This is a genomic window from Achromobacter sp. K91 (assembly GCF_003576205.1).
GTDB lineage: Bacteria > Pseudomonadota > Gammaproteobacteria > Burkholderiales > Burkholderiaceae_B > Achromobacter > Achromobacter aegrifaciens.
The window spans coordinates 121,504-133,018 of record NZ_QWFB01000048.1; the positions used below are offsets into that span (position 1 = coordinate 121,504).

The 11,515-nt window shown below is 67.0% G+C and carries 11 protein-coding genes; 6 read left to right on the plus strand and 5 right to left on the minus strand.

All coding sequences use genetic code 11. The features are described 5' to 3' along the window. Entirely contained in the window at positions 1 to 807 is an 807-nt protein-coding gene (locus DXK93_RS23570) for a hypothetical protein (RefSeq protein ID WP_119451282.1), read from the plus strand. A gap of 21 nt (positions 808 to 828) precedes the next feature. On the opposite strand, the gene DXK93_RS23575 is transcribed toward DXK93_RS23570, so the two are convergent. Continuing rightward, on the minus strand, positions 829 to 1,764 hold the full coding sequence (locus DXK93_RS23575) for a DNA/RNA non-specific endonuclease (RefSeq protein ID WP_082401132.1): 936 nt from the start codon (positions 1,762 to 1,764) through the stop codon (positions 829 to 831). 243 nt (positions 1,765 to 2,007) lie between these two features. On the opposite strand from DXK93_RS23575, the gene DXK93_RS23580 reads away from it, so the two are divergent. Next, positions 2,008 to 3,183 (plus strand): diguanylate cyclase, encoded by a 1,176-nt coding sequence (locus tag DXK93_RS23580; RefSeq protein ID WP_054456489.1) that lies wholly within the window; start codon positions 2,008 to 2,010, stop codon positions 3,181 to 3,183. A 16-nt stretch (positions 3,184 to 3,199) separates the two neighbouring features. Here the strand turns inward: DXK93_RS23580 and DXK93_RS23585 are convergent, their stop codons facing one another. After that, positions 3,200 to 3,604, minus strand: a complete 405-nt coding sequence (locus tag DXK93_RS23585) for a hypothetical protein (protein WP_119451283.1) — start codon at positions 3,602 to 3,604, stop codon at positions 3,200 to 3,202. Between the two features lie 170 nt (positions 3,605 to 3,774). Between DXK93_RS23585 and DXK93_RS23590 the strand changes: the two genes are divergently transcribed. Together DXK93_RS23590 and DXK93_RS23595 are read left to right on the plus strand one after the other, a co-directional pair. Beyond that, complete coding sequence (locus DXK93_RS23590; RefSeq protein WP_147400267.1) at positions 3,775 to 4,317, plus strand: hypothetical protein; 543 nt, start codon at positions 3,775 to 3,777, stop codon at positions 4,315 to 4,317. A 110-nt stretch (positions 4,318 to 4,427) separates the two neighbouring features. After that, positions 4,428 to 6,341, plus strand: coding sequence for a radical SAM protein (locus tag DXK93_RS23595; protein ID WP_199728326.1), 1,914 nt, complete (start codon positions 4,428 to 4,430; stop codon positions 6,339 to 6,341). 24 nt (positions 6,342 to 6,365) lie between these two features. On the opposite strand, the gene DXK93_RS23600 is transcribed toward DXK93_RS23595, so the two are convergent. Beyond that, positions 6,366 to 8,066: an NAD(P)H dependent flavin oxidoreductase family protein gene (locus DXK93_RS23600; RefSeq protein WP_119451285.1), complete on the minus strand. Its 1,701-nt coding sequence runs from the start codon at positions 8,064 to 8,066 to the stop codon at positions 6,366 to 6,368. Between the two features lie 90 nt (positions 8,067 to 8,156). Here DXK93_RS23600 and DXK93_RS32540 point away from each other — a divergent pair, with 90 nt between their 5' ends. Next, complete coding sequence (locus tag DXK93_RS32540; protein ID WP_119451286.1) at positions 8,157 to 10,184, plus strand: aminotransferase class I/II-fold pyridoxal phosphate-dependent enzyme; 2,028 nt, start codon at positions 8,157 to 8,159, stop codon at positions 10,182 to 10,184. Next, entirely contained in the window at positions 10,181 to 10,597 is a 417-nt protein-coding gene (locus DXK93_RS23610; RefSeq protein ID WP_119451287.1) for a VOC family protein, read from the plus strand. The genes DXK93_RS32540 and DXK93_RS23610 overlap by 4 nt, the downstream gene beginning before the upstream one ends. 28 nt (positions 10,598 to 10,625) lie before the next feature. On the opposite strand, the gene DXK93_RS23615 is transcribed toward DXK93_RS23610, so the two are convergent. Further along, positions 10,626 to 11,057: a VOC family protein gene (locus tag DXK93_RS23615; protein ID WP_119451288.1), complete on the minus strand. Its 432-nt coding sequence runs from the start codon at positions 11,055 to 11,057 to the stop codon at positions 10,626 to 10,628. 113 nt (positions 11,058 to 11,170) lie between these two features. Then, positions 11,171 to 11,509 (minus strand): hypothetical protein, encoded by a 339-nt coding sequence (locus DXK93_RS23620; protein WP_119451289.1) that lies wholly within the window; start codon positions 11,507 to 11,509, stop codon positions 11,171 to 11,173. Between the last annotated feature and the right edge of the window lie 6 nt (positions 11,510 to 11,515).

The following is an 11,515-nucleotide window of genomic DNA, read 5'->3' on the forward strand; positions in this document are numbered from 1 at the left end:
ATGGCATTGTTTGCTTCGGTGGCGGCGGCCGTGCTGGCCTCTTCGACCCTCGGCGCCCCGCTGGGCTTGGGTGACGGGAGAAGCGAAGCCTTGTTCAAGGCATATTCGGCTGCCCTGGACTTGGGGTTCCAGGCGATGGGACCCAGCATGAAGCGCGCGCTGGCGACGTATTGCCAGGACGGGCTGACCGTCGAGGGCTACTGCGTCTGGGTGGTGCAAGGGGTAATCATAGGCAGCCATCTCAGTGGCAATTACGAGGACGTGCTGCGCTATGGAGACCGCTACGCCGCCGCAAGGCTGGCGGATCTGCGGTCCAGGCGTGAGCCACTGGGCGCCTGCCTGCCCGCGTACGTGAGCACGGTGAAGCCGGGCACGACCAGCACCTTGATCTCCTGGAGTTCCCCCGTGCCTTCCTTGGTCTACCTGGCCCAAGCTCGCCTCAAACGGCCTGCGACGGGCTCGTACTATCAGGCGTTCTATTGCGCGCGCCGCGCTCCGAACGAGCTGCTGGACGCTTATGATCCCCAGCATTCCAGCGTGCCGGCGAGCGAAGCCGAAGCAAACGTAGCCCGCAAGTTCGAATCAGAAATCCTGCGGCCGATGCGCGCGGCGAGCGAGCAGCTGCAAGCCGAACTCACGCGCTCCATCCACTCCGACAGCACGGCGCTCAGCCGCAATTTCCTGCAGACCGCGGTGCTGTACGGAAACGCCTACACCGCGTGCAGCCGAGCCCGCTTTCCGGCCAATCTTTGCGGCTATCTGAGCGCGGACCGCATCGAATTCGAGTTCTACGAGTCCAAACTATGAGCGGGCCCGTCAGTTCGCGCATCAGCTGCCTGCCGGCAGCACCCGGATGCCCGTGCGCTTGACGAATTCCTCGTAACTGATCGGCGGCCCGGCCTTGGTGCTGGCGGCGTTGGCCTGCCAATGCACCCACGAGCGCCCGGTGGTCGCGTCATACACGACCTTGTAGATGTACGTGGGCACGGCCACGCCTGCGCCTATGGTCTTGGGCTTGTCGGCATAGACGGGACCGGTGAAGACGTAGACGTCTCCGGCGGCGCGCATCACGTACTTGCGCGTGTCCTGCTCGATGCTGCTCCAGGCGCCGCCGTTGTGAATCTGATCCTGCGGCACCATGTTGGCCAGCGAGAAGCTCTGCGCCATGGCTTCGGGCGTGGACATGTCGCCCGCCGGCGCCATGTGGCCGCGCGAATAACCGGAGCCGCGGTAGTCGTCCAGCTCGGCCCGTTCGGCGCGCGGCAGCCGCGCTTCGGCGTAGAACTTGTCGGTGCGACGCTGTCCCTGGGCCTGGGTCAGCATCTGGCGATTCAGGCGTTCCGCCACGAACACCGGCGTCTTGGTCTGCCCGTCGTGCAGGATGGCGAAGGCCGAGAAGCACACCTCCCGCAGCTTCTGGCCGCCCGGGACTTCCGGCGGGCGCGAATGCGGAAAGAACTGTCGGCATTCGGCAAACATTGTTTGAACAGGCGCCCCTGTCCGCGCTGCGGTCGGCACCGCCGCGGGCGCCGCGGTCTGGCGCTGCTGCGGCCATCCCAGGCGCGTGATGACTTCCTGCACCGGCGCCGGGATCCGCCACTGCGGATTCAGCATATAGGTCGCCGCGCCGAAACTCGCCAGCGACGAGAACAGCAGGGCCTTCAGGAATCGGGGGAAGCGGCCGCTGGATCGGGAACCGGCCCGGGCCTTGGATCTGCTTGGGGGACTTCTCTTCTTGGAAGCGGGTGTCTTCGCGCGCGTCATTACTACCTGTGAGCTACTGCCCGATTGCAGTTGGCAATCGGCACCGCCACGAATTGTAGATGAGTGGCAAATTTGCCACTTGCACGGGATTCTTTCGTTTAAAGAGACGGCTGCGCGGTCCGGTGTTGCATGAAGCGCAACCAAGTTGTGACAGGGGTTACGCTATGTTTCCATGACGCATTTCCCACGTAGAATCCTTGCTGGCTGCGGCGATTGCTGCGGCGCGATATCCACGCGTTGAAGATGTACGTCGATCTCCTCACCCTTTACTTCATCATCATCGGAACGCTGCTAGCCAGTGCAGGCCTGACGTTCTGGGAGCATCGGACCCACCCCAGCCGCAGCGGATCATTGCGCATCCTGGCGGCGGGCTTCGCCACGCTGGCCGTGGGCTGCACTGTCGCGCTGTTTCGCGCGAGGCTTCCCAGCCCGTTGGGCTCGGCCGTCGCCAATCTCATCGTCCTCAGCGGCTATCTCCTCATCATGAACGGCGCGGCCTCGTTGAGCGGCAGGCGCCATCGGGGCGCTTCCATCGGCTTGCTGGTCGTCATGGCGCTGATCTGGCTGGCGGCCGGCGCACAGTGGGAGGATCTCGTCTGGAAGTACATCAGCGCATTCCCGATCGCGTTGGTCAGCGGCGTGACCGCTTGGGAACTGCTGCGGTGCCAGTCGCTCAGGTCGTTGACGCCGCTGCGCATTGCAACGGCGGCGGTAACCCTCCACGCACTGGTCTACGCCGCGCGCGCCTTCATCCTGCCCTGGTGGGTGGCGGAGCACGGGCCGGCCATACACCTGACCGCCAGCACCCTTACCATGTACGAAGGCGTGCTGTATTCCATCGTGCTGCCGATGACGCTGCTCAAGCTGATCCGCGAAGAGACCCACGGGCAGCTGTTGCGAGAGTCGCAGACGGACTATCTGACCCGCCTGGGCAACCGCCGCTGGTTCTTCGAGCAGGGCGCACGCATCATCGAGGGTGGAGCAGGGCGCGGGCCGGTTGCGGTGCTGGCCTTCGATCTGGACCAGTTCAAGGCCATCAACGACAGGTACGGCCATCAGACGGGCGATCAGGTGTTGAAATTTTTCGCCGACAGCGCGCGTTGCGTGTTGGGCGACGACGTGTTGCTTGCGCGCATCGGTGGCGAAGAGTTCGCCGCCCTTTTGGCCGGTCCCGACGCGCGCCGCGCAACGGTGCTGGGCGCGGCCGTGGCGCAACGCTTTTCCGTAACGGTGTCCGGCCGGGACGACAGTCTGGGCATACCGGCCACGGTCAGCGTCGGGTTGGCGCAATTCGAGGACAAGGTTCCACCCTTGGCCGACGCGCTGGCCGCGGCCGACCGGGCGCTGTATCAGGCCAAGGCGCTGGGCGGGAACCGGGTGGAGCTGGCGGGTGCCGCCGCAAGCGCGGTGAACTGCTGACCGCAACTGGCCCGGATCAGGTCCGGCGTCGCGACCGCGGCCTGGGCGCCACCCCCATCCGCGAATCACGCGCCAGCGCAAGCTGCGCCAACCGCGCCGCGATTGTCTCGAAGTCCTCGTCGGTCTGGGGCAGGTACAGCCATTTCCCCAGCACGGGGTGGGGGCGCAGGGCGGGGAACTCCGCCAACAGCGCCTCGTGGCGCTCCTGCGAGGTGCAGACGAGCAGGCCGCTCCAGGGATCCTCGCGATCGGCGGCGACCAGGTACAGCAGGCCGTCCAGGTAGGCGGCATCGCAGCCGAACATCTTGCGGCGCAGGTAGCCGGCATCGCGCTCCAGCGGTTCCAGGATCCAGAGCAGCGAATTGAGGCGGACGTTCCGTTGCTTGGGGGGCGGGGCGAATGGGTCTGATCGGTTGCGCATGGGGTGACTTCTGGCGGGACGGGTTGCGGCGGGAACCCAAGAATAATGGTAATAATGGTGCCGGATTAAAGTTTCGACTGCGAGGGGATAGCGTGCATTGCTCTAGATGCGGAGCCGCCCACAAGGGCAAGAACAGCGTATGCGACGAATGCGCGAGAGTGCTGGGCAACATGCCCAGCAAGAACATCTTCGCATCGGACACCGGCAGTTTTGCGGCGAACGAGACACCGCCGGCGGTGACGAATCCGCAGCCCGCCGCCAGTCCGCCAGCCGACGCGGCCTCTCGCGGCAGCTGGGCTGAAGCATTCCAGCGCTACCACATTGTCCCCCTGCGACTGCGCGGCAAGCCCGTCAAGACGGTCTGGCTGTTGGCTGCCGGCGCGGCGGGCTTGGCGATCACCGCCCTGGGCGTCTACGCCTGGGGGATGTCGGCGTGGTGGTTCATCCTGATATTCCTGAGTTTCATCAGCCTGGATACCGGCAAAGACCTGAAACGCAAGCGTTATTCGCGGTTTTTCATGATGTGCAACCTGGAGGCCAATCGCGCCGGCGAGGTTTTCTATACGGAGATTGGCGGCCAGTGCCCGGTATGCGATGGCGAATTGAAGCTCAGGGAAATCGGTCCGAAGCGAGATAAGAAGACAATGGCGGTGTGCTGCGTGAATGGCAACCACCGCTGGCGATTCGACCCCCGCGTGCTCGGCGATCTTTGACGCCTGCGTCCGGCCCAACCCGCCGGTTGTTGCCGGGCGGCGGGTCTGGTTCTGCCACGCTGCCTATAATGGCCCCGATCCCCGCTTTGACGGCAATCTTGCCGTGCTTCATGTCCTCTCTGCCTTTACGCGTGCTGTCGGTCATCCCGCCGATGACCCAGCTCAATACTCCGTATCCGTCCACCGCCTACCTGACCGGCTTTCTGCGGTCGCGCGAGGTGACCTCGTTCCAGGAAGATCTGGCGTTGGCCCTGGTGCTGCGCCTGCTGTCGGCCGACGGCCTGCGCGCCGTGGCGGAACGCGTTGCTGCCTTGCCGGCGAACAAGCACAGTCCCGCGGTCCAGTCCTTCGTGGCGCAGCAGGCGCGCTATCTGGCGACCATCGGGCCTGTGATCGCCTTCCTGCAGGGCCGCGATTCGACGTTGGCGCACCGCATCGTCGGCCGCCATTTCCTGCCCGAGGGGCCGCGCTTCAGTTCGCTGGACGTGTACCTGGACGAAGACGGCGGCGATCCGCTGGGCTGGGCCTTCGGCGCCCTGGGCCTGCATGACCGCGCCAAGCACCTGGCGACGCTGTATCTGAACGACCTGGCCGATGTGCTGCGGGACGCGGTGGATCCGCGTTTCGAGTTCGTGCGCTACGCGGAATCGCTGGCGGGCAGCCAGCCCACCTTCGATCCGCTGGCCCAGGCGCTGGCGGCGCCGCCCACGCTGGTGGACGACATGCTGCGCAGCCTGACTTCGGAAGCGCTGGCCCGCCACACGCCCACCGTGGTGCTCCTGTCCGTGCCGTTCCCCGGCGCGGTCTATGCCGCATTCCGCATCGCCCAGACCATCAAGGCGCACGATCCCGGCATCGTCACCGTGCTGGGCGGCGGCTTCGTCAATACCGAACTGCGCGAACTGAAAGACCCGCGGGTCTTCGATTATTTCGACTACGTGACCCTGGACGCGGGCGAGCGTCCCTTGCTGTCGCTCCTGGAGCACCTGCAGGGCAAGCGCTCGCGCCAGCGCCTGGTGCGCACCTTCCTGCGCGACGCGGACACGGGCGCGGTGCGCTACGTCAACATGGTCGAACCCGACATCGCTTTCGCCGAGGTGGGCACGCCCACCTGGGATGGGCTGCCGCTGGACCGCTACCTGTCGCTGCTGGACATGCTGAATCCTATGAACCGGCTGTGGAGCGACGGGCGCTGGAACAAGCTGACCGTGGCGCATGGCTGTTATTGGAAGAAATGCAGCTTCTGCGACGTCAGCCTGGACTACATCGGCCGCTACGAAGGCGCATCCGCCGCGGTGCTGGCCGACCGCATCGAGGCCATCGTGCGCGAAACCGGGCAGACCGGTTTCCACTTTGTCGACGAGGCCGCGCCGCCCAAGTCGCTCAAGGCGCTTGCGACCGAACTGATCGCGCGCGATACCGGTATTTCGTGGTGGGGCAACATCCGTTTCGAAAAGACCTTCAGCCCCGAGCTTTGCGAACTGCTGGCCGACAGCGGCTGCATTGCGGTGTCGGGCGGCCTTGAGGTCGCCTCGGACCGCCTGCTGAACCTGATGAAGAAGGGCGTCTCGGTCGACCAGGTGGCACGGGTCACGCGCGCCTTCACGGACGCCGGCATCCTGGTGCATGCCTACCTGATGTACGGCTTTCCCACGCAGACCGTGCAGGACACCGTGGACGCGCTGGAGTACGTGCGGCAACTGTTCGACAACGGCTGCATCCAGAGCGGCTTTTTCCACCGGTTCGCCTGTACGGTGCATTCACCGGTGGGACAGAACCCCGAGGAATACGGCGTTACCCTCAAGCCCCTGCCGCCGATCACCTTCGCCAAGAACGACATCGGCTTCCATGACCCTACCGGCGTGGATCACGATGCGCTCGGCCGTGCGCTGAAGAAGGCCATCTACAACTACATGCACGGCATCGGGCTGGACGAGGACGTGCGCAGCTGGTTCCCGTTCCATGTGCCGAAGACCACCGTGTCGAAGCACCGGATCAGCCGGGCATTGAGCCAGCGGGGGTAAGGCGCGGGCTTCGCGCCCGCCGCGCTAGCGCAGCAACACGTCCTCGTAGAACGCGCCCATCGGCCGCTCTGCATCCCGCACCTGGATCTCCAGTACCCAGATGCCGTCGGCGGGTACGAAGTCCGCCTGCGCCAGCAGATGTTTGCCGTACAGCGCATGCGGAAAATCCGATACCCGGTGCCCGGGAATCTCGCGCACCAGTTCGCAGCCTAGCTCGCGCGCATATTCCGAGGCGCGGTCGTACAGGGCGGCGCCCGTCAGGCCTTCCAGCCACGCCAGGCGGGCGCGCCGGAAGACCTCGCGCGCGGCTTCGGCGCAGCGCAGGCGGTCTGCATCGGCGCCCAGCACGAAGGTGTCGCCATAGTCGCCCTCGTGGCCGTCCCACACCGGGCCGATGTCCAGCACGAAGATGTCATGTTCCTGCAGCTTGCGGTCATAGTCGGTGCGCTGGACGGGCGGGGACTGCGTATCCGGGCCGAAGCGCACATAGGTCGGGTGCCAGTTGTTGGACGCGCCCATCCGGCGCAAGTGCTCGTCCGCCACTGCGATGGCCTCGCGCGTGGTCATGCCGGGGCGCATCAGCGCGGCGATTTCCGCCACCGCCTGCATGGAGCGCTGGCGCGCGTCGAGGATGCCTGCGAGCGTGTAGCGCGGACTGAGGCGCTCCCAGGGATGCGCCTCGCGCCGCGGCGCGGCGCCGGCCGTGCCTCCCGCCGCGGGGTGGAAGGCCTCGGACCGGTAGCGGTCGGCGGGCAGGCCGGCCGCCAGCAGCCGGTCGCGGGCCGCCTGCACCATTGCCGGATTGCCGCAGGCGTAGACCAGGCTGCGTGACCAGTCGTGGTCCGCGGAGATGGCTGCGTCCTGCACGTGGCGGGGCTGGCCATCTGCGCGATCGGCCTGGGACAGCACCGCACGCCACTGGAACCCGTCGCCCTTGCCCTGCAAGGCATCCAGCATCTGCCCGGCGTAGCAATCGTCCGGCGTGCGTCCGCCCCAGTACAAGGTCACCGTCTTCAGCGCGCGGCTTTGCAGCGCTGCCATAAGGATGGGAGCCACGCCCGCATAGCCCGTGCCGGTGGCCAGCAGCACCAGGTGGTCGATGCCGGCAGGCATCTCCGCAGGCCAGGTGCAACTGCCTTGCGCGCCGTCCAGGGTCAGCATGTCGCCGGGCTGGAGGCCGGGCAGGATGCCATCGGTGAAGGCGCCGCCGGGCATGCGGCGGATGTGGAACTCCAGCCGGGCAGGCCCCGCCACGCCGGGCGCATTCGCAATCGAGAAGTTGCGGCGGGCGCCGCCGTCCAGGATCAGTCGGGCATGTTGGCCGGGCAGGTAGCCGTAGTCGTCCTCGCCCTGCATTTCGACGATGAGCTGGGTGACGTCCGGGGCCAGCGGCAGGCGCGCCGCGACGCGGGCGCGGCGCGGCGGACTGGGTTCTTCGGGGGCGCGCCAATGCGGGAAGCGCAGCGTCAGGTCGCTGGCGGCGCGGCACTGGCACATCAGCAGTTCGTCGCTGGCCGTCTGGTAGCCGCCGTCCGCGGGCGGCGCTATGCGTTCATAGCTGCCATCCATGACCACGGCGCGGCATGAGCCGCAGGCCCCGCGCTGACAGGAGAAGGGTACGGGTATGCCCTGGGCCAGTGCCGCCTCCAGGATCGAGGTCGTGCCGTCCGTGAAGAAGGGGCCGGTCTCCAGGGTGATGGTGTGGCAGGGCGCAGTGGCGGTCATGGCGGGTTCCAGGAAATTTGCCCCGCATGGGGCTCAGGCAGCCAATCTACCGATAGAATGGCTACATGAAATAGAGCCATTTCTCTCAATATGAACAAGCCACTTTCCGCGGGGCAGCCAGGAGCGAAACGCCAGGAAGCCAGCCTGGACCTGCCGATGGACGCCGCGCGGCCAGGGGAGTCCAAGCAGGCCTGGGTCTACCGCGAGATCCGCGAACGCATATTGAAGGGCGCGCTGCCGTCCGGCGCGCGCCTGCCGTCCACGCGCAGCCTGGCCGCGCGCTGGCACATTGCGCGCTCCACGGTCGAGGCTGCCTACGATCAATTGCGCAGCGAAGGCTATACCGCGGGCACGGTGGGTTCGGGCACATACGTGGCGGCGGTGATTCCGGACAACTTTTTCCGGGCGGGGTTGCCGGGCGAGAGCGCCGCAACGTCCCAGGCCCCGGAGCCGCGGCCGGCAACGCAAGCAGGCGAGCCGCAGCCCGCGCCCGCTGTCAGCCCGCCTGGGGCCGCGCCGCATATGGCCGCGATCTACGCGCCGTTGCAGCCCAACTCCCAGTTCTACTCCCGCAGCGCCGACGCCGCGCTCTTCCCCATGGAACGCTGGCGCAAGGGGCTGATGGCGAGCGCGCGGCGCGTCACGCCGGCCCAGCTTGCCAACGATGAACCGCAAGGCTGGCGCCCCTTGCGCGAGCAGATCGCCCGCTATCTGGGCGCGGCGCGCGGCATCAGCTGCGATCCGGAGCAGGTCATCGTCCTGGGCGGCATCCGCGACGGCCTGGACCTCTGCGGCCATCTCCTGCTGCAGCCGCAGGACAAGGTGCTGATCGAGGATCCGGGCTACCTGAATGCCGAACCGATCTTCGGCCAGTACACGCGGCACATCGTTCCCTTGGCCATCGATGCCGGGGGCTTTCCGGTTGCGCAGGCCCGGCGCCAGCGCGGCGTAAAGCTCGTGCACGTCACGCCCGCCCACCAGGCGCCTACCGGCGCCACCATGCCCGTGTCCCGCCGCCTGGAGCTGCTGGACTGGGCCGCGCAGGCCGGCTGCTGGATCGTCGAGGACGACTACGACAGCGAATTCAGCTACGACGGCGCGCCGCTGGCCGCCCTGAAAAGCCTGGATACGGCCGATCGCGTCATCCATTGCGGCAGCTTCAACAAGACCTTGTTCAACGCGCTGCGCATCGGCTATGCGGTGGTGCCCAAGGAATTGGCGCCCGCTTTCGTGCAGGCGCGTCGCCGCGCGGGGCGCTCGCCCAGCATCATCGAGCAAATGACGCTGGCCGCGTTCCTGCAGGACGGCAGTTTCGCGCGCCACGTGCGCAAGGCGCGCGGCGTGTACGCGCGCCGGCGCGACGCCCTGCTGCGCGCCTTGCGCCAGGCCGTCGGCAGCGATGCATTGCGCGTCGGTGGCGAACACGCCGGCTTTCATCTGCTGTGGTGGCTGCCCTCGGGCTGGGATGTGGGGCAGGCCGTGGCGGCGGCGCGGGCCGCGGGCGTGGGCATGCAGCCGGTGGCGGACTTCTGCCGCAAGGTGAAGCTGGCGTCGGGTGTGGTGGTGGGCTATAGCACGGTGCAGGAAGACGCCTTGCTGAAGCTGGGAACGCTGCTGGCGCAAGCCGCGCCAGGCGCGGGCGCGCAGCAGGATCCGGGCTTGCTGCGCCGCCTGCTGCGCGTCAAGGACCGCATGGACGCGGCCTCGCACGAAGCCTGGCCGGTGGAGCGCCTGGCCGAGGTCAGCGGCATCTCCAAGGCCCATTTCGCGCACTCCTTCAAGCGCGCCTTCGGCCTGCCTCCGCACCGCTACCTGTTGACGCGGCGTATCGAACAAAGCGTGGCCATGCTGCGGGACACGGAGCAGAGCGTCACGGAAATCGCCTATGCGACCGGGTGGGAAAGCCTCGGCACCTATAGCCGCATTTTCCGCGACGTCACCGGGCTCAGCCCCAGCGCCATGCGGGTGCAGGCGCGGGCGGGGACGCCGCCACTGGACAGCATGCCCGGCTGCGTAGCGAAGGCCGCGCAGCGCCCCGACCTCAACATCGCTGTTTTGGAGAAGCGCCGCCGCGAGACCGACGGTAAATTTCCGCCATCAACCAAGGAGGTCTCATGAACTCAGGCATCAACGTGGCGGGTATATACGTGGATGATCAGGACGCGGCGCTGGCGTTTTACGTGGACAAGCTCGGATTCCGCGTCCATACGGACGTGCGCAACGGGCCGTACCGGTGGCTGACGGTCCAGCATCCGGATCAGCCCTCGTTTCAGCTCGGCCTGTTTGCGCCCGGCCCGCCCATCCACGACGAGGCCACGGCGCAGACGCTGCGTGCCATGGTCGCCAAAGGCGCGATGCCGCCTCTGGTCCTGCATGTGGCCGACTGCCGCGCAGACCATGCCCGGCTGCAGGCGTTGGGCGTCGAGTTCACGCAGGAACCCATCGAACGCTACGGCAGCGTGGACGCGGGTTTTCGCGATCCGGCGGGCAATGGCTGGAAGATGATCCAGGCGCCGCGGGGCGCGGCATGACGTCCAGCCCCGGGCGCCGGCGGCGCGTTCAGTAGGTGATCCGCACCGACGCCGCGCTGCGTTGGGCGCCCGCGCGGGTGACGGCTTCGATATTGTTGCCGTCCGGGTCCAGCACGAACGCAGCGTAGTAGCCGGCATGGTAGTTTGCGCGCTCGCCCGGCGGACCGTTATCCCGGCCGCCATGCGCCAACGCCGCCTGGTAGAAGGCATCCACCATGGTCCGGTCTTCCGCCTGGAACGCCAGATGGATGCGGCCGGTCAGTTCGCCCTGCACCTCGGCGCTGCCGCGCGAGGAAATGAACAGCTCGTCCGTCCAGAAGTCCGGGCCGTCGGAACCGCCGATGGGAATCTTCAACGCATTGAAGACCGCCGTGTAGAACGCCTTGCTGGCGGGCAGGTCGCGCACCACCAGCCCGATGTGATCTATCAAGCGGCCCTTATGTCGTTCTTTCTGCGCCATGAATCGCTCCCGGCTATGGCAGTGGGGGGAAGAATCAGCGGTGTCAGACTACGCTTGCCGGCGCCATGTTTCAAGGCGCCGCGCAGCCACTTCGGGTGCGTGGCAATGAGGGCTCAGTCCTTGCCTGCCATGGCCCGCATGGGCTGGCAGGTCAGCTCCTTTTCTTCCTCCCCGAAATCCGCCATGTCCTTGCGCGCCTTGGCGTAGGCGCGCAGATACTCCGCATCGAACACCAGCGACGACACGCCGGACTCGCGCGTGGCGGACTGCTGCCGCTTCTTCAGGACCTCCAGCAGTTCGGGGGTCAGCACCTCGCAATACTCCATGATGGCGTGGATCTGGGCCAAGGAGGTGGCGCGCTCCAGGTTCTGTTGCGCCGAGACGGTTGCGGCGGGCAGCGACAGGACGGCGGCCGCGATCAGCGTGGCCGGTTTGAGCAGGAGGTGAGGCATTGCGGA

What these genes read in the sequence shown, in the direction of transcription:
- DXK93_RS23590 (WP_147400267.1), top strand. Translation starts at nt 3,775, where the DNA reads ATGCCCAGCAAGAACATCTTCGCATCGGACACCGGCAGTTTTGCGGCG.
- DXK93_RS23580 (WP_054456489.1), top strand. Translation starts at nt 2,008, where the DNA reads ATGTACGTCGATCTCCTCACCCTTTACTTCATCATCATCGGAACGCTG.
- DXK93_RS23610 (WP_119451287.1), top strand. Translation starts at nt 10,181, where the DNA reads ATGAACTCAGGCATCAACGTGGCGGGTATATACGTGGATGATCAGGAC.
- DXK93_RS23615 (WP_119451288.1), bottom strand. Translation starts at nt 11,057, where the DNA reads ATGGCGCAGAAAGAACGACATAAGGGCCGCTTGATAGATCACATCGGG.
- DXK93_RS23570 (WP_119451282.1), top strand. Translation starts at nt 1, where the DNA reads ATGGCATTGTTTGCTTCGGTGGCGGCGGCCGTGCTGGCCTCTTCGACC.
- DXK93_RS32540 (WP_119451286.1), top strand. Translation starts at nt 8,157, where the DNA reads ATGAACAAGCCACTTTCCGCGGGGCAGCCAGGAGCGAAACGCCAGGAA.
- DXK93_RS23595 (WP_199728326.1), top strand. Translation starts at nt 4,428, where the DNA reads ATGTCCTCTCTGCCTTTACGCGTGCTGTCGGTCATCCCGCCGATGACC.
- DXK93_RS23620 (WP_119451289.1), bottom strand. Translation starts at nt 11,509, where the DNA reads ATGCCTCACCTCCTGCTCAAACCGGCCACGCTGATCGCGGCCGCCGTC.
- DXK93_RS23600 (WP_119451285.1), bottom strand. Translation starts at nt 8,066, where the DNA reads ATGACCGCCACTGCGCCCTGCCACACCATCACCCTGGAGACCGGCCCC.
- DXK93_RS23585 (WP_119451283.1), bottom strand. Translation starts at nt 3,604, where the DNA reads ATGCGCAACCGATCAGACCCATTCGCCCCGCCCCCCAAGCAACGGAAC.
- DXK93_RS23575 (WP_082401132.1), bottom strand. Translation starts at nt 1,764, where the DNA reads ATGACGCGCGCGAAGACACCCGCTTCCAAGAAGAGAAGTCCCCCAAGC.